The 22,834-nt window shown below is 73.8% G+C and carries 3 protein-coding genes; all 3 read left to right on the top strand.

The window, feature by feature from the left end; all coding sequences use genetic code 11:
- Positions 1-105: 105 nt before the first annotated feature.
- The 3 genes from OG379_RS29525 to OG379_RS29535 all read left to right on the top strand — a co-directional run bounded on the left by OG379_RS29525 (position 106) and on the right by OG379_RS29535 (position 22,750).
- Positions 106-14,664: an amino acid adenylation domain-containing protein gene (locus OG379_RS29525; protein WP_405666003.1), complete on the top strand. Its 14,559-nt coding sequence runs from the start codon at positions 106-108 to the stop codon at positions 14,662-14,664.
- Positions 14,661-22,226 carry an amino acid adenylation domain-containing protein gene (locus OG379_RS29530; RefSeq protein WP_405666004.1) on the top strand — a complete coding sequence of 2,522 codons (7,566 nt, stop codon included), beginning with the start codon at positions 14,661-14,663 and terminating at the stop codon, positions 22,224-22,226. The genes OG379_RS29525 and OG379_RS29530 overlap by 4 nt, the downstream gene beginning before the upstream one ends.
- Positions 22,227-22,297: 71 nt before the next feature.
- Positions 22,298-22,750: a GNAT family N-acetyltransferase gene (locus OG379_RS29535; protein WP_405666005.1), complete on the top strand. Its 453-nt coding sequence runs from the start codon at positions 22,298-22,300 to the stop codon at positions 22,748-22,750.
- The last annotated feature ends 84 nt before the right edge of the window (positions 22,751-22,834 follow it).

The raw sequence follows: 22,834 nt of genomic DNA on the forward strand, positions 1-22,834 counted from the left end.
GCTTGCGCCGACCCATGCCCCAGCGATCGGTGCACTGGTGTGGTCGGTTTTACCCCGGCCCTTCTTCACCGTCCCCGAATACTCTCCCCAAAGGTGTGGACCGGCATGCAGGAAAACCGTTCTCTTCCGACCCCCGAGGTTGTTCCCGAAGACTTTCTCGAACTGACCACGGCCCAGCGGGGCGTCTGGTACGGGCAACTCGTCGACCCGGCCAGCCCGAAATACAACATCGGGGAATGCTTCGAGATCCATGGTGACCTCGACGAGGAATTGTTCGGCGCGGCGCTCGACCGGGCCGTCACCCTGTGCGACAGCCTCCATCTCGAGTTCGTCACCCAGGGCGAGACGGTACGGCAGCACGTCGGTCACCGGGCCACGGCGGACAGCGGCCGGCTCCGCCGGGTGGATCTGTCCGGCGCGGACGACGCCGAAGCGGCGGCCGAACGCTACATGGCCGCCGACATGTCCACCGTCGACCGGCTCGACGCCCCGCGCCACCACTTCGCGCTGCTGCGTATCGGCGTCCGGCTGCACTACTGGTACGTCCGCTTCCACCACATCGCCGTCGACGGCCTCGGCGGTGCCGTCTTCGGCCGCATCGTGGCCGACCTCTACGGGCGAGCCGTGCGCGGCGAGGACCTCGCCGAGGCCGAGCTGCCCGCCGCGCCCCTGCGCGACCTCATAGCCGACGAGGCGGCCTACCGCCGCTCCGGTCGCTTCGAGGCCGACCGCGCCTACTGGACCGAAAAGTTCGCGGACCTGGCGGGCGACGGCGCGCGGGTCACCGCGGGAACCGGGGAGGACGCGCACGCCCGGGGCGGCACAACGCTCGTCCGGCGGCGCACCGACGCCCCGACAGCGGCCGTGCCCGCCGGGACGGACGTCCGGATGCACACCGGGGAGACCCTGCCCGTCACCGTCCTCGACGACCTGCGCAGACTCGCCTCCGGCCACCGCACCCGGTGGACGGCCGTCCTCGTGAGCGCGGTCGCCGCCTATGTGGCCCGGGTCACCGGGGCGGAGGACGTCACCGTGGGGCTCGCCTCCAACGGCCGTCACGGCGGGCTGCGTCACATCGTCGGCATGACCGCCAACATCCTGCCGCTGCGCCTGACCGTCACCACCGACATGACGGTCGGTGCCCTCGTACGTGCCGTCGCAGCCGAGATGGGCGGCGCCCTGCGTCACCGCCGCTTCTCCCGCGAACAGCTCGCCCGTGAACTGAACATGGCCGACGGTGCGGCGCACCTCACCGACGTCGTCGTCAACATCATGGGCTACGACTACGACCTCGACTTCGCCGGCAGCCCCGCCGCATCCCGTGTGCTGTCCATCGGCCCTGTCGACGACGTGTCCCTCTTCATCTCCGAACGGGCGGAGGGCAAAGGGCCGTTGATCGGCTTCGACGCCAACCCGGAGCTGTATCACCCCGATGACGTGCGGCTGCTCCAACAGGCCCTCGTCTCCTTCCTGTCGGCTGTGGCCGGTGCGGACGCCGGCACGCCCCTCCGCGACCTGCCGTTCCTGGACGGCACCGCCGCCGAGGCGCTGCTCGCCCACGGGCGTGGCACCGCTCTGCCGGCCGGGACAGCGGCCTCCGGCCTGCCGGAGGCGTTCGGCGCGCGGGCCCGTCTGACTCCTGACGCCCCGGCAGTGGTGGACGGCGCCGTCACACTCTCGTACCGGGAGCTGGCGCGGGCGGCGGAAGACCTCGCCGGAGCCCTGACGGGATGGGGCATCGGCGCCGAGGACGGCGTCGGCGTCCTCATGGGCCGCTCGGCGGCCGTGGTGTCCGCCACGATCGGCACGGTCGCAGCCGGGGCCGCGTACGTGCCCATGGACGCGGCCTGGCCGGCCGAACGCCTCGGCCGCGTGGCCGAAGTGGCCCGCGTCCGCGCCCTGGTGGTCGACGAGACCACCGCCCGGCAGCCCTGGGTCCAGGAGAGGGCCGCCGCTCTGCCGGTGATCGTCCTCGACGGTCTCGGCGGCGTCGTGCGCGGAGAGCCACCACGACCGGGACCGCTGCCCGGAGCGGCCCTCGCCGGCCGGCTCGCGTACGTGATGTTCACCTCCGGCTCCACCGGCCTCCCCAAGGGCGTCGGCGTCACGCATGCCGACGTTCTCGCACTGGCCGCCGACACCACCTGGTCGGACGGTGCGTGTGACGCGGTACTCCTCCACTCGGCCTACGTGTTCGACGCCTCCACGTTCGAGATCTGGGTGCCGCTCCTGAACGGCGGCCGCGTGGTCGTCGCGCCCGGCGGCGTGTTGGAGGCGCCCGCCCTCAAGGACGTGGTGGACCGGCACGGGGTCACCGCACTGTTCCTGACGACGGCCCTCTTCAACGTGGTGGCCGAGGCCGACCCCGCGGCGTTCGCCGGACTGCGCCTGGTCGCCGCAGGCGGTGAGGCCGCCACCCCGGATGTGATGCAGCAGGTGGCCGCGGCCGCGCCCGGCACGCGCGTGCTCCACGTGTACGGGCCCACGGAGACCACGACCTTCGCCACCCGCCACCAGGTGGACGCCGGGACCCCTGGCACGCCGCCCGTCGGCCGGGCCCTCGACGGGATGCGTCTCCTCGTGCTCGACGGCACCCTCGGACTGGTGCCGCCCGGCGTCGTGGGGGAGCTCTACGTGAGCGGCCGGGGCGTCGCCCGCGGCTACCAGGGCCGCCCGGCGCTCACCGCCACCCGGTTCGTCGCCGACCCGTACGACGCGCGTGGCGGACGCATGTACCGCACCGGCGACCTCGTGCGCTGGACCGCGCGCGGCGACATCGAGTACGTCGGGCGTGCGGACGGGCAGGTCAAGCTCCGCGGATTCCGCATCGAGCCCGCCGAGATCGAGAACACCCTGCTCGCCGACCCGGACGTGCGCGCCGCCTGCGTCCTGGTCCGCGAGGACATACCGGGCGACCGGCGTCTCGTCGCCTATGTCGTGCGGACCCCTGGCGCCGGGCCGGACGACGCCGCCCTGGCCCGCCGCGTGGGGCGCGCCCTGCCCGCGTACATGGTGCCTTCCGTGTTCGTCCTCCTCGACGCGCTGCCCCTGAACGCCAACGGCAAGGTCGACCGCCGCGCCCTGCCCGCCCCCCGTGCCGCGGCCATCACGGGCCGCGCCCCGCGCACGCCGTACGAGGAGGTGCTGGCGGGGCTGTTCGCCGACGTCCTGGGCGTGGAAGCGGTCGGCATCGACGACAACTTCTTCTCCCTGGGCGGCCACTCGCTGCTCGCCACCCGGCTCACCGGACGGGTGCGGGCCGCCCTGGGCGCCGAACTCGACATGCGCACGCTCTTCGACCACCCCACGGTCGCCGCTCTCGCCGCCGCCCTCGACACCACCGGGACGGCCCGGCCCGCCCTCGTCCCGCAGCGACGTCCCGACACGGTGCCGTTGTCCTTCGCGCAGCAGCGCCTCTGGTTCCTCAACCGCGTCGAGGGCCCGGGCGACACCTATACCGTCCCGCTGGTCGTGGAACTCGAAGGCCCCTTGGACACGGACGCCCTGCGCGGCGCGCTGGCCGACGTCGTCGTCCGGCACGAGAGCCTGCGCACCGTGTTCGCCGAGGAGGACGGTGTCGCCCGCCAGGAAGTCCTCGACCCGGCCGCCGCCGTGGCGCTCGTCCCCCTTGTCGTCGAACTGTCGCCGGCGGAGGAGAGCGCCGAGGCCTGGGCCGGGACGACGGTGCGCCGCTTGTCCGCGGTGCCCTTCGACCTCACCGGGGACGTCGGCGTCCGCGCCCATCTGCTGCGCCTCGGACCCGCCCGCCACATCCTGGTGCTCGTCCTGCACCACGTCGTCGCCGACGGCTGGTCCCTCGCCCCGCTCAGCCGCGACCTCGGCGCCGCCTATCGCGCCAGGAGCTCGGGCGCGGACACTCCCGACTGGCCCGCGCTGCCCGTGCAGTACGCCGACTACGCCCTCTGGCAGCGTGAGCTGCTCGGCTCGGCCGACGACCCGGACAGCATGGCCGCACGCCAGACCGCCTTCTGGCGGAAGGCGCTGCGGGGCGCGCCCGACCTGCTCGACCTGCCTCTCGACCGGCCCCGCCCGGCTGTGTCCAGCCACCGGGGCGACGCGGTCCCCTTCGAGCTGCCCGCCCCCGCGCACCTCGCGCTCACCCGGCTCGCACGCGCCACCGGCTGCACCCCCTTCATGGTGCTCCAGGCCGGCCTCGCAGTGACGCTGCACGCCCACGGCGCCGGGACCGACATCGCGCTGGGAACCGCGACGGCGGGGCGCACCGACGAGGCGCTCGACGATCTGGTCGGGTTCTTCGTGAACACCGTCGTCCTGCGCACCGACCTGTCCGGCGACCCGACCTTCCGCGAACTGCTGGAGCGGGTCAAGGAGTTCGACATCGCAGCGTTCAGCCACAGCGACATCCCCTTCGAAGGGATCGTGGAGGCGCTCAATCCTGAGCGGTCCGGCGACCACCACCCGCTCTTCCAGACCATGCTGGTCCTTCAGAACCAGGAGCGGGCGGGGCTCGACCTCCCCGGCGTCACGAGCCACGACCGGTCCCGGCACACGGCGGTCAGCAAGTTCGACCTGACGTTCTCGCTCACCGAAGTCACCGAAGTCACCGAAGCCGCCGAAGCCGCCGAAGCCGCCGAAGTCACCGAAGCCGCCGAAGTCGCCGTGCCCGAACTCACCGGACGCGCAGAGCCGGCCTCCGCACACGTCCCCGTCGACACGAGCGGCACCAGCAGGGCCGACGGCATCGGGGGCATCGGGGGCTACCTGGAGTACGCCACCGACCTCTTCGACGCCGCCACCGCCCGCGCCCTGTGCGCCCGTTTCGCCCGCGTCCTCACCCAGGCCGTGAGCGACCCGGACCGTACGGTCGGCGACCTCGACCCCCTCGCGCCGGGCGAGCGCGACCGTCTCCTCGGCCAGGGACGCGGTGCGGAGCTCCCGGCGCCCGCACGCACCGCCCCCGAAGCGGTCCGGGAGTGGGCCGCGCGCACCCCTCGCGCCGTCGCCGTGCGTGACGCTCACACGAGCCTCACCTACGCCGAACTCGACGCCCGCGCCGACGCCCTCGCCCTCGTCCTGCGCGAGCGGGGCACCGGACGTGAGGACCGGGTGGCCCTCGCCGCGCCGCCGTCCGCGGACACCGTCGTCGCCATGCTGGCCGTACTGCGCGCCGGTGCCGCCTACCTGCCCGTGGACCCGCAGTATCCGCCCGCCCGTATCCGGCACATGCTCGACGATGCCCGCCCCGTCCTGCTGCTCACCACCACGGACGTCCACCCGGACCTGCCCGCCTCCGACGTACCGTGGCTCGCCCTCGACGGTCCGGACGTCCGCCCCGCGGGCCCCGCAGCGCCCCTTCCGGACCGTCCGCATCCCGCGGATCCCGCGTACGTCATCCACACCTCCGGCTCCACCGGCCGTCCCAAGGGCGTGGTCGTGACGCACGCCGCCCTGGCCAACCACATGGCCTGGATGGCGCGGTACCTCGAGGTCACACCGGACGACCGGGTCCTCGCCCGCACCTCCACCAGCTTCGACGCCTCCGTGTGGGAGCTCTGGCTCCCTCTGATGAGCGGCGCCGAAGTCTGTGTGCTGCCGCCTGAAGCCAACCGGGAACCCGGCACCCTCGTCTCCTGGATGAGCCGGTTCGGCGTCACCCTCGCCCAGTTCGTCCCCTCGCACCTGACCCTCGTCCTCACGGAGGCGGCGCACGCTGCGCCGCTCCCCGCCCTGCGCGCCGTCCTGTGCGGCGGCGAACCGCTGCCGCGCGCCCTCGCCGACGACGTCACCAGGCTGTGGCGGGCCGAGGCGCACAACCTCTACGGGCCGACCGAGGCGACCATCGACGCGACCGCCCACCGCGTCGGCGGCCCGGAGACGAGCGGCCACGTGGACGCCCGCTCACCGTCCGAGACCGTGCCGATCGGCCTTCCCGTCGACACCATGCGCGCCTACGTCCTCGACAGCCGGCTGCGGCCCGTACCCCCCGGCGTCACCGGGGAGCTGTACCTCTCGGGCCCCAACCTCGCCCGTGGCTACCTGGGCCAACAGGGCCTGACCGCCTCCCGGTTCGTCGCCGACCCGTTCGACGCGACCGGCGCCCGCATGTACCGGACGGGCGACCTCGTACGGTGGAACCGGCACGGTCTGCTCGACCACGTGGCCCGCGCCGACGACCAGGTCAAGCTCCGCGGCTTCCGCATCGAACTGGGCGAGGTCGAGGCCGCACTCCATGCGCGGCCCGGAGTCACGGCCTCCTGCGCCGTGATCCGCGAGGACGTACCCGGCCGCCGCCGGCTCGTCGCCTACGCCGTCACCGGGGACCCGGCCCTGCGCCCCGCCGCTCTGCGCGACGCCCTCGCCGAGACCCTTCCCCACTACATGGTGCCCGGCGTCGTCGTCGTCCTGGACGACCTCCCGCTCCTGCCCAACGGCAAGGTGGACCGGCGTGCCCTGCCCGAGCCGGAGCCGGGCGACGGTGCTCCCGCCGGAGCGGGACAGCGCTCCCTCCAGGAGGACCTGCTCGCCGGGGTCTTCGCCGACGTCCTGCACCAGCCGCTCGTGGGCCCGCACGACAACTTCTTCGACCTCGGCGGGCACTCGCTCCTCGCCATGCGCGTCGTCAGCCGTGTCCGCACCGTCCTGGGCGCCGAGATCGCCGTACGCACCCTCTTCGAGCACCCCACCGTCGCGAGTCTCGCCCGCGTCCTCGACACGCCGGGCCGGGCCCGCCCGCCGGTGGTGCCCGCGGCGCAGCGGCCCGATCCGCTGCCGCTGTCCTCCGCGCAGCAGCGCCTGTGGTTCCTCAACCGGCTCGAGGGCCCCAGCTCCGCCTACAACATCCCGCTCGTCCTCGAGCTGGAGGGCACCCTTGACACCGACGCCATGCGGGCAGCCCTCCGCGATGTCGTGCAGCGGCACGAGGCGTTGCGCACTCTCTTCCCTGAACGGGACGGCACACCGCACCAGTTGATCCTTCCCGTCGACACCGCCACGCCCCGCCTGCCTGTCGTGGCCGTGGCCCCCGGGGAGCTGGAGGAAGCCGTCCTGGCCGCCGTGCGCGAGCCGTTCGACGTCGTCGTGGATCCGCCGTTGCGTGCCCTGCTGCTCCGCACGGCGCCGGGTCACCACGTCCTGGTGCTCGTCCTGCACCACATCGCCGGCGACGGCTGGTCCCTCGCCCCGCTCGCCCGCCATCTCGGCGACGCCTACCGGGCCCGTCTCGTCGGCCGGGAGCCCGGGCTGGCGGCCGGTACGCCGCTCCAGTACGCCGACTACACGCTCTGGCAGCAAGCGGCTCTCGGCGACGGCGTCGCGCCGGAGAGCGCGCTGCGACAGCAGCTCGACCACTGGCACTCCGCCCTGGCCGGTCTGCCCGGGCTGATCGACCTGCCGCTGGACCGGCCACGCCCGGTCACCGCGGACCCACGCGGTGCCGTCCACACCTTCGACGTGCCTTCCCCGGTGTACACGCGACTCCTGCGACTGGCCCGTGAGTCGGGAAGCAGCCTGTTCATGGTGCTCCAAGCCGCGGTGGCCACCCTGCTGCACCGGCACGGCGCGGGCGACGACATCCCGCTCGGTTCGCCCGTCGCCGGCCGCACGGACGAGGCGCTGGAGGATCTGGTCGGGTTCTTCGTCAACACGCTCGTCCTGCGCACGGACCTGTCCGGCAACCCGACCTTCCTTGAACTCCTCGTACGTGTGCGAGAGTTCGACCTCGCCGCCTACGCGCACCAGGACGTGCCCTTCGAGCGCCTCGTCGAGAGTGTCAACCCCGTCCGGGCGCGCAACCACCACCCTCTGTTCCAGACCATGCTGGTCCTGCAGAACCAGGAGACCGACCGCCCCGACCTGCCGGGTCTCACCGTCGAGGACCGGCTCGTCCACAACGGCCTGAGCAAGTTCGACCTCACCTTCGCCTTCACCGAGGAGCAGGGCGCGGGCGGCGGGGAGCAGGGCGCGGGCGGTCTCACCGCCGGGATCGAGTACGCCACCGCCCTCTTCGACCGGGCCACCGTCGAAACCCTCGCGGCGCGCCTGGTCCGCCTCCTGGAGCAGGTGGCCGACGACCCCGGCCGGCCCTTGGCGGGCTACGGCCTGATGACGCCGGACGAGCACACCCGGGTCACACACTGGGGCACCGGCCGCGGCCTGCCGGACAGCGCGGACGCCACCCTGCCCGCACTCTTCGCGGCCCAGGCGCACCGCACACCCGACGCCGTGGCCGTGACCGACGGCCACGACACCCTCACCTACGCCGGGCTCGAAGAGATCTCCGCCGGCCTCGCCCACACCCTGGCGGGCCTCGGGGTGGGCCCCGAGTCCGGGGTCGGCGTGCTGCTCGCCCGGTCGCCGGCCGTGGTGTCGGTGTCCCTGGGGGTGGTCCGCGCGGCCGGCGCCTACGTCCCGCTGGACGCCCGCTGGCCCGGGGAACGGCTCGACCAGGTCGCCGGGGTGGCGGCCGTGCGGGTCCTCGTCGTCGACGAGGAGGCCCGCGCCACCCCCTGGGTCGCCGCGAAGGCCCGCCGGGTGCCCGTCGTGGTCGTGGACCGGGCCGGCCGGGTCCTGCGGGGCGCCCCCGAGCAGCCGGGCCGTCCGGCAGCGGTGCCGGGCCCCGACGCGCTCGCCTACGTGATGTTCACCTCCGGCTCGACCGGCCTGCCCAAGGGCGTCGGGGTCACGCACGGCGACGTGGCCGCGCTCACGGCCGACTCCGCGTGGCGCGGCGGCGCCGCCGACGCAGTCCTGATGCACTCGGCGTACGTCTTCGACGCCTCCACGTTCGAGATCTGGGCCCCGCTCCTGAACGGCGGCCGGGTCGTGGTCGCACCGGCCGGCGTCCTGGAGGCCAGGGTCCTCGGCGACGCCGTCCATGAGCACGGTGTGACCGCGGTCTTCCTGACGACGGCCCTGTTCAACGTGTTCGCCGAGACCGATCCCGGCGCCTTCGCCGGCCTCCGACTCGTCTGCGCCGGCGGGGAACTGGCCTCTCCGGACGCGATGCAGCGGGTCGCCGGCACCGCGCCCGACGCCCGCGTCCTCCACGTGTACGGACCCACCGAGACCACCACCTTCGCCACCCGCCACGACGTGGCGGCCGACCTGCCCCCGGGGCCGCCTCCCGTCGGCCGCCCCCTGGACGGCATGCGCGGTTACGTCCTCGACGGCTCCCTGGGCCCGGTCCCGCCGGGTGTCGTGGGCGAGCTGTATCTGGCCGGACGCGGCGTGGCACGCGGGTACACCGGGCTCCCGGGACTGACCGCCGCGCGCTTCGTGGCCGACCCGTTCGACCCGGCGGGCGGGCGCATGTACCGCACCGGCGACCTCGTCCGGTGGACCCACGACGGCCGGATCGCGTACGTCGACCGCGCCGACGGCCAGGTGAAACTGCGGGGCTACCGCATCGAACTCGGCGAGATCGAGGGCGTGATCGCCTGCTGCGACGGCGTCGCCGACTCCTTCGCCGTCGTCCGCGAGGACACACCCGGCGACCGCCGGCTGGTCTCGTACGTGGTGCCCGCCGGCGGCGCACGCCCCGAACCCGGCGACCTCGCCCGGGCCGTCGGCAGGTCCCTGCCCGCCTACATGGTGCCCTCCGCGTTCGTCCTGCTCGACGCGCTGCCGCTGACCCTCAACGGCAAGGTGGACCGGCGCGCTCTGCCCGCCCCCGAGCATCACGCTCCGGCCCGCGGCCGCACCGCGCGCACCGCCCGCGAGGAGATCCTCTGCGGACTCTTCGCAGACCTGCTCGGCATCGACGGGGCGGGCATCGACGACGACTTCTTCGCCCTGGGCGGCCACTCCCTGCTCGCCACCCGCCTCGCCGCGCGCATCCGCACCGTGCTCGGCGTGGAGGTCCAGGTCAAGGTGGTCTTCGAGCACCCCACACCGGCGGCGCTCGCCGCCGCGCTGGACGGCGCCGAAACGGCCAGAAAACCCCTTGTGCGCGCCCCGCGCCGCCCGGATCCGCTGCCACTTTCCTACGCACAGCAGCGCCTGTGGTTCCTCAACCGGTTCGAGGGGCCCAGCGCCACGTACAACGTGCCACTCGTGCTCCGTCTGCACGGACCGCTCGACCCCGACGCCCTGGAGAGCGCCCTGTCGGACGTCGTCGAACGCCACGAGAGCCTGCGCACCGTCTTTCCCGACACCGACGGTGTGGCGCGTCAGCTCGTCCTCGCCGCCGACGGCGCCGACCTCGACCTGACGCCCCGCGACACCGCGCCCGCCGGCCTCGACGAAACCCTGGGAGCGGAGGTGGCGCACACCTTCGACGTGAGCACGGACATCCCCGTACGGGCCAGGCTGCTGCGGCTGGGAGCCGAGGACCACGTCCTCGTACTGGTCGTCCACCACATCGCGGGCGACGGCTGGTCCCTCGCCCCGCTCGCGCGCGACCTGGGTGAGGCGTACCGGGCACGTACCGAGGGGGTGGAGCCCTCCTGGACGGAACTCGGCGTCCAGTACGCCGACTACACCCTGTGGCAGCGCGCGCTGCTCGGCGACGAGAGCGACCCGGACGGCCAGACCGTCCGCCAGCTGGAGTTCTGGCGGACCGCGCTCGCCGGCGCTCCCGATCTGCTCGACCTTCCCTGCGACCGGCCGCGCCCCGCCGTCACGGAGCACCGCGGCGACGCGTTCGCCTTCCCCGTCGACGCGGACACCCACCGGGCCCTGGCCGAACTCGCCCGTGCCCGCGGGTGCAGCCTCTTCATGGTGCTCCAGGCGGGCCTGTCGGTGCTCCTCTCCCGGCACGGCGCCGGCGAGGACATCCCGCTCGGCACCGCCGTCGCCGGACGCACCGACGAAGCCCTCGACGACCTGGTGGGTTTCTTCGTCAACACCCTCGTCCTGCGCACCGACCTGAGCGGGGACCCCACTTTCCGCGATGTACTCGACCGGGTACGGGACTTCGACCTGGCTGCCTACGCCCACCAGGACGTGCCGTTCGAGCGGCTGGTGGACGCCCTGAGCCCGGTCCGGGCCCAGAACCACCATCCGCTCTTCCAGACCATGCTCGTCCTCCAGAACCAGGGGGACGCCGTGGTCGACCTGCCGGGTCTCACGGTGACGGAACAGCCCGTGCGCACGGGCATCAGCAAGTTCGACCTGACCTTCACCTTCAGCGAGAAGCACGACGGCACAGGCCGCCCTGCGGGCCTGGACGGCATCCTGGAGTTCTCCACCGAACTCTTCGACCACGACACCGCGCACACCCTGGCCCGCCGGCTGACCCGCCTGCTCGCCTCACTCGCCGCCGACCCGGGCCGCCGCGTCCACACCACCGACGTCCTGGACCCGGCCGAGCGGCGGGCCGTCGACCGCGCCGCCCACGGCCCGGTGCGGCAGGTGACGGCGCGCACAGCGCCGGAGGCGTTCCGGGCGCAGTGCGCACGGACCCCCGCGGCGATCGCGGTGCTGGACGGCCGCCACCGCCTCACCTTCGGCGAACTCGACGCCCTCTCCGACGATCTCGCGCACCACCTGAGCACCCGGGGCATCGGGCGCGGCGACCTCGTCGCCCTCGCCCTCGAAGGCACCGCCGACCAGGTGGTGGCCATGCTGGCGGTGGCCAAGGCCGGGGCCGCGTACCTGCCCGTCGACCTGGAGTATCCCGAGGCGCGCATCGCCCACATGCTCGACGACGCCCGTCCGGCCCTGCTCCTCACCCATGGAACCGCACGTGCCGAGCGGTACGGCCCGTCCGTACCCTGCCTCGCCCTGGACGACCGGGCCGCCTGGTCCACCGGCGGGGCCGTGCCTCCGGCCGCCGCGCCGGACCCGCGCGACGCGGCGTACGTCATCTACACCTCGGGCTCCACGGGACGCCCCAAGGGCGTCGTCGTCACCCACGCCTCCCTCACCAACCACATGGCGTGGATGGCGGACCACCTCGGCCTCACCGACGAGGACCGGGTCCTCGCCCGCACCTCGCCGAGCTTCGACGCCTCGGTCTGGGAGACGTGGCTCCCGCTCCTGCACGGCGGCTCCACCTGCCTCGTGCCGCCCGCCCTCAACCACGACCCGGCGGCCCTCCTGGCCCGTATGCGCGAAGTGGGGGCGACCGTCGCCCAGTTCGTGCCCTCGCACCTCTCACTCGTCCTCACCGAGACGTCTCCCGACGAGGCGCCCACGACGCTGCGGGCCGTGCTGTGCGGCGGTGAACCCCTGCCCCGGAACCTGGCGGAGCGCGTCGGGCGGACATGGCAGGCCGAGGTACACAACCTCTACGGGCCCACCGAGGCGACCATCGACGCCACCGCCCACCACCACCGGCACGGGAGCGAGGACGCCCCCGCCGGAGAGGGGAACGTGCCGCTCGGCCGCCCCGTCGACAACACCCGTGCCTACGTCCTGGACGCCGGCCTGCAGCCGGTGCCCCCCGGCGTCACCGGCGAGCTCTACGTCGCGGGCGAGGGCCTCGCACGCGGCTACCTGGGGCGCGCGGGACTGACCGCCGGGCGGTTCGTCGCCGATCCGTACGGCCCCGCCGGCAGCCGCATGTACCGCACGGGCGACCTCGTCCGACGGGACACCGACGGTCTGCTCAGCTATGTCTCGCGCGCCGACGACCAGGTCAAGCTGCACGGCTTCCGCATCGAACTCGGCGAGATCGAGGCCGCTCTCACCGCGCTCGACGGCATCACCGCCGCCTGCGCCCTCGTCCGCGAGGACCGTCCGGGCGAGCGGCGGCTGGTCGCCTACACCGTTTCCGGCGAGCGCGCCGGCGCCGCGGCCCTCACGGACGGCGAACTGCGCGCCCGCCTGATGTCGGCCCTGCCGCCGTACATGGTGCCCGCCGTCCTCGTCCCCCTCGACGCGCTGCCGCTGCTGCCCAACGGCAAGACCGACCGGCGCGCCATGCCCGCCCCGGAGCGCCCCGCCGCCCTCCGGCCGGGCGGAGAGCCGCGCACCGCGCAGGAACGCGTCCTGTGCGAGGTGTTCGCCTCCGTCCTGCGGGCTCCCGCCGTCCGCGCCGACGACGACTTCTTCGCGCTCGGCGGCGACAGCATCCTCTCCATCCAGCTCGTCAGCCGCGTCCGCGACGCGGGCCTCGGCGTCACCCCACGCGATGTCTTCGTCCACCGCACGCCCGAGGCCATAGCGGCCGTCGCCACCGCCCTCGGCCGGGAGCCCGCCGCACCGGCCGGGCAGGGTACCGGCGAGATGCCCGCGACGCCCATCGTCGCCTGGTTCCTGGAGCGTCCCGGCACCACCGACGGATACAACCAGTCCGGGGTGCTGCGCACACCCGCGGGCGCCGACGAGGACTCCCTCGTAGCCGCCCTCCAGCTCCTCATCGATCAGCACGACATGCTCCGGCTGCGGACCACCCGGTCGGCCGACGGCGCACCCGTCCTCGAGGCCCTGCCGCCCGGCGCCGTCCCCGCCCGGCGCCGCTTCACCCGGGTCGACGTCGCGGGTCTCGACGCCGAAGCCGTCCGCGCCGCCGTCACCGAGGCGGGAGAACAGGCCCGCAGACGGCTGCGGCCCGCGCACGGGGAGGTGGTCGAGGCCGTCTGGTGCGACGCCGGGCCCCGCACCCGCGGGCGACTGCTGCTCGTCGTGCACCACCTGGCCGTCGACGCGGTGTCCTGGCGCATCCTCGCCGCCGACGTGGCGCTCGCCTGGCAGGCCGTCACCGGGGTGACGACCGCGGCACCACGCCCGTCCACCACGTCCTACCGGCAGTGGGCGCAGCTCCTGGCCTCCCAGGCGCACGAGCCGAGACGCGAGGAGGAACTCGCCCTGTGGCAGACGGCGTTGCGCACCCCCGACCCGCAGCTGGGATACAGGCCGCTCGACCCCGATCTGGACACCGCCGACCGGACGCGGACCCTCGTCACCCACCTGCCCGCCACCTGGACGAAGTCCCTGCTCACCATCGCCCCTGCCGCCTTCCACGCCGGGGTGGACGACGTCCTGCTCACCGGCCTGGCCCTTGCCGTCTGCTCCTGGCGTGCGGAACGGTCCGCCGCCCTCGGCGGGTCCCAGCTGGGGAGCACCGCCGTCCTGCTCGACCTGGAGGGACACGGCCGCGAGCAGATCGCCGACCACCTCGACCTCTCCCGGACGGTCGGCTGGTTCACCAGCCTCTACCCGGTCCGGCTCGACCCCGGACCCGTCGACGCCCGCACCCCCGGACGCTTCGACGCCGCTCTGGTCGAGCGCGCCCTCAAACGCGTCAAGGAGCAGCTGCGCGCCGTCCCCGACCACGGTGTCGGCTACGGAATGCTGCGCCACCTCAACCCCGCCACCCGCCAGGCGCTGGCCGCCTCGTCCGGTCCTCAGATCGGTTTCAACTACCTCGGCAGGTACGCCGCTTCGCCCGTCGAGGCGGGCGGGGGCGACGGCGCCGACTGGGACGTCCTGCTCGACGGCGGCGGACCACGCAGCCAGGACCCCGACATGCCCGTGCACCACGTCCTCGACATCAACGCGCACACCGAGGACCTGCCGGACGGCCCGCGTCTGGTGACCCGCTGGACCTGGCCCAGCGACCTCCTCAAGGAGGAGGACGTGGAGTCCCTGTCCGACGCCTTCACCCGCGCCCTGCGCGCCGTGTCCGAACACGCCGAACGACCCGACGCGGGCGGCTACACGCCGTCCGACCTTCCCCTGGTCTCGCTCGGCCAGGCCCAGATCGACCGACTGCAGAACAAGTGGGGTGGCCGCAAGTGACCGGGTTCCGACTGGAAGACGTACTGCCGCTGACGCCGTTGCAGGCGGGCATGCTCTTCCACGCGCTGTACGACTCCCGTGCCGTGGACGTCTACACCGCGCAGTTCGTCTTCGACCTCGAAGGCGCCGTGAGCTTCCCCGCCCTGCACGCCGCCGTGGGCGGTCTGCTGCGGCGGCACGCCAACCTGCGGGTGGGATTCCTCCACGAGGACCTGGACGAGCCCGTGCAGGCCGTCGCCGCCGAGGTGCCGGTGCCGCTGGAGGAACTGGACCTGACCGGGGCGGACGGTGCGGGCACGGCACAGGAGCGCCTCACCGCGTTCCTCGCCGCCGACCGGACCCGCCGCTTCGACCTCACCACCCCGCCGCTGATGCGGTTCACCCTCGTGCGTACCGCTCCCGAGAGCCACCGGCTCGTCATGACGAGTCATCACATCCTGCTCGACGGATGGTCGATGCCGCTGCTCGTGCGGGAGCTTTTCGAGCTGTACGCGCGCCGCGGCGACGACAGTGCTCTGCCGCGCGTCGTCCCGTACCGCACCTATCTCGCCTGGCTGGCCCAGCAGGACCGTACCGCCGCCCTGGGCGCCTGGCGCACCGCCCTCGCCGGTGTCGAGTCGCCCACCCTGCTCGCCGGCCGGCGCGGGACGGATGTGCCGGGCTCCGGCGAGCTGCCCGAGACCCTCGTCCTCGGTCTGGACGCGGCCACGACCCACCGGCTGCGCGAGACGGCCCGCGCGCACCGCCTCACCCTCAACACCCTGGTCCAGGGCGCCTGGGGTCTGCTGCTCGCGTACCGCACCGGACGCTCCGACGTCGTGTTCGGCACCACCGTCTCCGGCCGGCCGCCGGAGATCCCCGGCATCGAGTCGATGGTCGGCCTGTTCATCAACACCGTGCCGGTACGGCTCCGTCCGGCACCCGGTGAGACGCTTGCCGCGCTCCTGACCCGGCTTCAGGAGGAGCAGAGCCGCCTCCTCGGCCACCAGTACCTGGGCCTGACCGAGATACGCGGCGTCACCGGGCTGGACGAACTCTTCGACACCCTGGCCGTGTTCGAGAACTACCCGATGGACGCGGAGGCCCTGCGCACCGCGCAGCAGGGGCTGCCCGGGCTCGCCGTCACCGGCTTCAGCGGCACGGACGCGGCCCACTACCCGCTCACCCTCACCATCGCTCCCGGCGCCACCCTGAAAATCACCTTCGGTTACCGGGCCGCCGTCCTCGACCACGACGAGGTGGCCCGCACGGTCGCCCGTATGCGACACCTGCTGACGGCGATGGCGGACGGGCTCGACAGCCGCGCCGACGCAGTCCCCGTCCTTCTGGACGGTGAGCGCGAGACGCTGCTCTCCCGGGGGATCGGCGCCGGACTCGTCCGCGGCACCCTGGACGAGAGCATCCCGGCCGCCGTCGCCCGGCGCGCCGGCCTCCACCCGGAGGCGGTGGCCGTTTCCGGAGCCGGCGAGCGGCTGACCTACCGGCAACTCGACGGGCTGTCAGCCGAGCTGGCCGGCGCGCTGACAGGGGCCGGAACCGGCGCCGAGGACGGCGTCGGCATCCTCATGGGCCGCTCGACGGCCCTGGTCACCGCATCCCTGGCAGCCCTGCGGGCGGGCGCCGCCTACGTACCGCTCGATCCGCGCTGGCCCGCCGAGCGGCTCACCCGCGTCGCGGAGGTGGCCTCCCTCCGCGCCCTGATCGTCGACGGGACCACCCGCACACACCCGTGGGTGCGCGGCCTCGGACCTGACGTGCACGTGGTGACCGTCGACGCGGCGGGCCGGGTCATGGAAGGAAGCCCCTCCGCCCCGGGGACCGGCCCCGGCGTCGCGGGCGGCGACCGGCTCGCGTACGTGATGTTCACCTCCGGTTCCACCGGTCTGCCCAAGGGGGTCGGCGTCACCCATGCCGACATCACCGCCCTGGCGTCCGACCGGACGTGGTGTGACGGCGCTGCCGACGCCGTCCTGCTGCACTCGGCGTACGTCTTCGACGCCTCCACCTTCGAGATCTGGGCCCCCCTCCTCAACGGGGGCCGTGTCGTCGTGGCCCCCGAGGGCGCCCTCCAGCCCGCGGTCCTGCGCGACCTCGTCGCCCGCGACGGCGTGACGGCGGCGTTCCTGACGACGGCCCTGTTCAACGTCATCGCCGAGACCGACCCCGGCGCCCTCGGACTGCTCCGCCTGGCCGCCTCAGGAGGCGAGGCCGCAGCGCCCGGCGTCCTCCAGAGTCTTGCCGCCGCGCACCCCGGCACCGCCTTCTTCAACGTCTACGGACCCACCGAGACCACCACGTTCGCCACGCTCCACCGCGTACGCCCGGGCGACACTCCGGGCGTTGTGCCCCCCATCGGCCGCCCGCTCGACGGCATGCGCGCCTACGTCCTGGACGGGGCGATGCGCCCCGTGCCGTCCGGCGCCGAGGGCGAACTGTACGTCGCGGGCCCGGGTGTCGCGCGCGGCTACCTGGGCCGCCCCGGCCTCACCGCCACCCGCTTCGTCGCCGACCCGTTCGCCGGTACGGGGGCGCGGATGTACCGCACCGGCGACCTCGTGCGCCGGGACCCCGACGGCACCCTGCACCACGTGGCCCGGGCCGACCAGCAGATCAAGCTCCGGGGCCACCGCATCGAGCCCGCCGAGATCGAGGCGGTGCTCCGCACCGACCCGTCCGTGCGCGCCGCCTGCGTCCTGGTCCGCGAGGACCTGCCGGGCGACCGCACCCTGACCGCCTACGTCGTCCCGGCACCCGGACGTACCCCGGACCCGGAGCTGCTCGCCGCCCACGTCGGAAGTCAGCTGCCCTCCTACATGGTGCCGTCGGTCATCCAGCCGCTCGACGCGCTTCCGCTGACCACCAACGGCAAGCTCGACCGGTCGGCCCTGCCCGCCCCCGCCACCCTGCCCGGCGCCGGCGGGCGCCCGCCGCGCACCGCCCACGAGGAGATCCTCGCCGGGCTGTTCGCCGATGTACTGGGGATGGACCGGGTCGGTGTCGACGACGACTTCTTCGCCCTGGGCGGCCACTCCCTGCTCGCCACCCGCCTCGTCGGCCGCGTCCGCACCGCTCTGGACACCGAGACGGAGATCCGCACCCTCTTCGAGAACCCCACCGTCGCCACGCTCGCCACCGCCCTGCGGGACGCGGACCGGCCCGCCCGCCCCGCCCTCGTCCCGCAGGAACGCCCCGCCGCACTCCCGCTGTCCTACGCCCAGCAGCGCCTGTGGTTCCTCCACCGTCTCGAAGGGCCCTCGGCCACCTACAACATCCCCTTCGCCCTGCGCATCGACGGACCGCTCGACACAGAGGCACTGCGCCTGGCCCTCCGGGACGTCGTCACCCGGCACGCCGCCCTGCGCACCGTCTTCCCCGAGTACGACAGCCGGCCGCGCCAGCACATCACCGCACCGGAGGACGTCCTCCTCCCGTTCGCGGTCGAAGCCGTCGACGAGCAAGGACTGCCCGGCCGGATCAGGGCAGCCGCGGCCGCACCGATCGACATCGAGCACCGTCTCCCGCTCCGGGCGACCCTGCTGCGCCTGGCCGACGGCGCCCACGTCCTGGTCCTCGTGATCCATCACATCGCGGCCGACGGCTCGTCCCTGGCATCCCTCGCCCGCGACCTCGGCGCCGCCTACCGCGCGCGCATCCGCGCCGAGGCGCCGGGGTGGACGGAACTCCCCGTCGACTACGCCGACTACACGCTCTGGCAGCGCCGCCTGCTCGGCGACGAGCACGACCCCGAAAGCCTCGCGGCACGACAGCTGGCCCACTGGAGAGACGCGCTGGACGGGCTGCCGGAGATGGTCGCCCTGCCCTGGGACCGGCCGCGCCCTGCCGTCCCCCGGCACACCGGCGCCACCCACGACTTCGCTCTCGGCGCCACCACCGCCCGGCGGGTCGCGAACCTCGCCCGCAGCAGCGGATGCAGCGTCTTCATGGTGCTTCAGGCCGCCCTCTCGACCGTCCTCTCCCGGCACGGCGCCGGCCACGACATCCCGCTCGGCACGGCAGTCGCCGGGCGCACCGACGAGGCGGCGTCGGACCTCGTCGGCTTCTTCGTCAACACACTCGTGCTGCGTACGGACCTGACGGGCGACCCCACGTTCCTCGAACTCCTGGACCGGGTGAAGGAGTTCGACCTCTCCGCGTACGCGCATCAGGACGTCCCGTTCGAGCGACTGGTGGAACTGCTCAACCCCGCCCGCTCGCAGAACCACCACCCGTTGTTCCAGACCATGCTCGTCCTCCAGAACCACACCCCGGCCGCCCCCGTGGACCTGCCGGGCCTCACCACCTGCGGTGTGCCGGCCGCCCCCGGCGTCAGCAAGTTCGACCTGTCGTTCACCTTCACCGAGACGTACGACGACGGCGGCACGCCCAGCGGCATGCGGGCCGCCGTCGACTACGCGACGGAACTCTTCGACGCGGCCACCGTCCGCGACCTCGCCGCACGGCTCGTCCTGCTGCTCGACTCCGTGACCGCCGACCCCGACCGCCCGCTGAGTACGTACGACGTGCTCACGGCCGGCGAACACACCCGCCTCGCCGCCTGGGGGACCGGCCCCGTCGAGAACCTGCCGGAGTCGACCGTCCCCGCGCTCTTCGAGCAGTGGGCCCGGCGCACCCCGGACGCCCCGGCGGTCCGCGACGCCGGTACGACTCTCACCTACGGCGAGCTCGCCGCCCGCGCCGACGCCGTCGCCCGTCACCTCGCGGCGCGGGGCATCGGCCCCGAGGACCGGGTGGCGGTCGCGCTGCCCCGCACCCACGACCTCGTCGTGACCTTGCTCGGAGTCCTCAAGGCCGGGGCGGCATACGTGCCGCTCGACCCCGACTATCCGGCCCCGCGCCTGTCGTACATGCTCGACGACGCCCGGCCGCGCCTCCTCCTCACCACGCCCGCCATCCGTCGCCGTCTCCCGGAGTCCCCGGTGCCCTGCCTGTACACCGGCGACCTGGAGGCCGGCACGCCGGCGTCCGCGCACACCGGTCCCGACCGGGCCCTCCTCCCGGCGCACCCGGCGTACGTCATCTACACGTCCGGCTCCACCGGCCGTCCCAAGGGCGTCGTGGTCACCCACCGGGGCGCCGGCGCCATGGCCAGGACCCAGAGCGAGCGGCTGCGCGTCGCCCCGGGCAGCCGGGTGCTGCACCTGGCCTCCGTCAGCTTCGACGCCGCGTTCTGGGAACTCTGCATGGGGCTGCTCTCCGGGGCCTGCCTGGAGATCGACGAACGGGAAGCCCTGCTGCCCGGCCCCACCCTCGCCGCCCTGGTCCGCGAGCGGGGCGTCACCCACCTCACCCTGCCGCCCGCCGCACTCGCGGTCATGCCGCCGGGTTCGCTGCCCGCCGGGACGACGATGGTCCTCGCCGGAGAGGCATGCGCTCCGGCCCTGGTGCGCGCCTGGGCGGGGGACCGGTTCCTCGTCAACGCCTACGGCCCGACCGAGACCACCGTGTGCGCGACCATGAGCACCTTCCAGCACGCGGACGGGCCGCTCGCCCCCGACCGCACCGTGTCCATCGGCATTCCCGTCAACGGCACCCGTGTCCAGGTCCTGGACGACAGGCTGGCCCCCGTGCCGCCCGGCGTCGTCGGCGAACTGTACGTCTCCGGCGAGGGAGTGGCCCGTGGGTACCACGGCCGGGCAGCCCTGACCGCGTCCCGCTTCGTGGCCGACCCGTCCGACCGCGCGGGGGGCCGCATGTACCGCACCGGTGACCTGGTGCACTGGACGGCCGACGGGGAACTGGTCTACGTCTCCCGCGTCGACGACCAGGTCAAACTACGCGGCTTCCGCATCGAGCTGGGTGAGATCGAGGCAGCCCTCACCGCCCTGCCCGGAGTCGCCGCGGCCTGCGCCGTCGTCCGCGAGGACCGGCTCGGCGACCGGCGCCTGGTCGCCTACACCGTGCCCGCGGACGGTGCGGACGGCCCTGACGACGCCCGGATACGGGCGCACCTCGCCGCCACCCTGCCCGACCACATGGTCCCCTCGGCCCACGTACGGCTCGACGCCCTGCCCGTCACCCCCAACGGCAAGACCGACCGGCGCGCCCTGCCCGCGCCCGACCGTGCCGTACCGGCCGGCGGCCGTGCGCCTGACACCGCTCTCGAACGCGCCCTGTGCGAGGCCTTCGCGGAGACGCTCGGCGCATCCGAGGTCGGCGTCACTGACGACTTCTTCGCCCTCGGCGGCCACTCGCTGCTCGCCGTGACCCTGGCCCAGCGCATCGGGGAACGCTGCGGCCGGCGCCCCTCCCTGCGCGCCCTGTTCGCGGCGCCGACCGTCGAGGGCGTGGCCCGTCTCCTGGAGAACGAGGCGGGGGAGGAGAGCCAGGCGGGCTCCGTCGCACCGGATCTCGCCGCCGAGGTGCGCCTGGCGGCGGACATCACCGGCACGCGGCGGGACGGCACCGTCCCGGGCCGGCGGCTCTCCCGCCCTTCCTCCCGGCCGCTGCTGACCGGTGCCTCCGGTTTCCTCGGCGCCTTCCTCCTGCGCGACCTCATCGAGACCACCGACGGTCCGGTCGACTGCCTCGTACGTGCCGAGGACGAGCAGCGCGCCGCACACCGGCTACGGGCCAACCTGGAGCGCTACGGCCTGTGGCGCCCCCGGTACGCGGGTCTGATCCGCCCGGTCCCCGGAGACCTCGCCGCCCCCGGCCTCGGCCTGTCACCCGAGGGCCGGGCCGCCCTGGTCCGTCGACTCGGACCCGTGGTCCACAACGGCGCGCGCGTCAACTTCGCCGCCGGTTACGGAGATCTGCGCGCCCCCAACGTGGCAGGCACCGAGGAACTGCTGCGTCTGCTCGCCGACTCCGCGTCACCCGGGATGCATTACGTCTCGACCACGAGCGTCTACGCCCCGGTGGCGGGCCCGGATCCCGTCACCGTCACGGAGTCGACCCCGACAGGACCGGCGTCCGGCCTGCCCGACGGATACGCGCAGAGCAAGTGGGTCGCCGAGCAACTCGTCGGCCTGGCCCGCGAACGAGGGCTGCCGGTGACCGTCTACCGGCCCGGCCGCATCAGCGGCGACACCACCACCGGCGCCTGCCAGGACCGCGACCTGCTGTGGCAGCTCATCAAGGGGTGCCTCCAGGCGGGCGCGGTGCCGGACCTGCCGTACGGGTCGACCGACTGGGTGCCCGTGGACCACGTCAGCGCGGCAGTGGTGGCGCTCTCCGCGTCCGGTCGGACGGGTGCCGAGACCTACCACCTCACCAACCCGGACGCACCGGGGCTGGACCGTGTCTTCGAAGCGGCCACCCGCCTTGGCCACGAGCTGCGCACCGTCCCCGCACCGGACTGGCAGGCCCGCGTCGCGGCGCAGCACGACAACGCGGCTCAACTGTTCCTCGGCGACGCGGGGCAGACCGGGCACGAGGCGACGGACCACCGCGACTTCGACTCCAGCCGGACGGCAAAGGCCGCAGCGGCACTGGGCGTCCACATGCCACTCTTGACGGACGACATCCTGACGCGCTACCTGACCTACTTCCAGGAAACGGGCTTCCTGCCCACTCCGCGGGGGGTACGGGCGACGAGGTAGCCTGCCGCGCGCCTGAAGGCCGCGACGGCCGGCGCCGGGATTGTCAGTGGCGGATGCCAGACTCCGCCGGCATGAGTGAACAGGTGCGTCTGAGAGATGTCGGTGTGTCCGATCTGGAGGTGTTCTTCGCGCAGGAGCACGACCCGGAGTCCGTGCGCCGGTCGAACTTCCCGCCCCGGGAACGCGAGGCTTTCATGAGGCACTGGAGGACGAAGGTCCTGGGTGAGCCCTCCAACCTGGTGCAAGCCGTCACCGTGGACGGGGCGCTCGCGGGCAACCTGGTGGCGTGGTGGGAGGAGGACCGGCGCTTCATCGGGTACTGGCTCGGCCGGCAGTACTGGGGCCGGGGCATCGGTACCCGGGCGCTGGCGCTCTTCCTCGACCTGGAGACGGCCCGGCCTCTGTACGCCGACCCCTTTGCGGGGAACACCGGCTCGGTGCGGCTGCTGGAGAAGCACGGCTTCCGGCGTACCGGCACGGTCATGTACGGCGAGCAGGAGCACATCATGCTGATGCTCCGATAGGCAGCCGACGGGCGGGTGATCGGCGGTCGAGCTCCGTTGTCAGTGGCTCCTCATACAGTGAAAACATCACTGGGGGAGCTTCGG

This window comes from Streptomyces sp. NBC_01166 (assembly GCF_045039765.1).
Classification (GTDB): Bacteria; Actinomycetota; Actinomycetes; order Streptomycetales; family Streptomycetaceae; genus Streptomyces.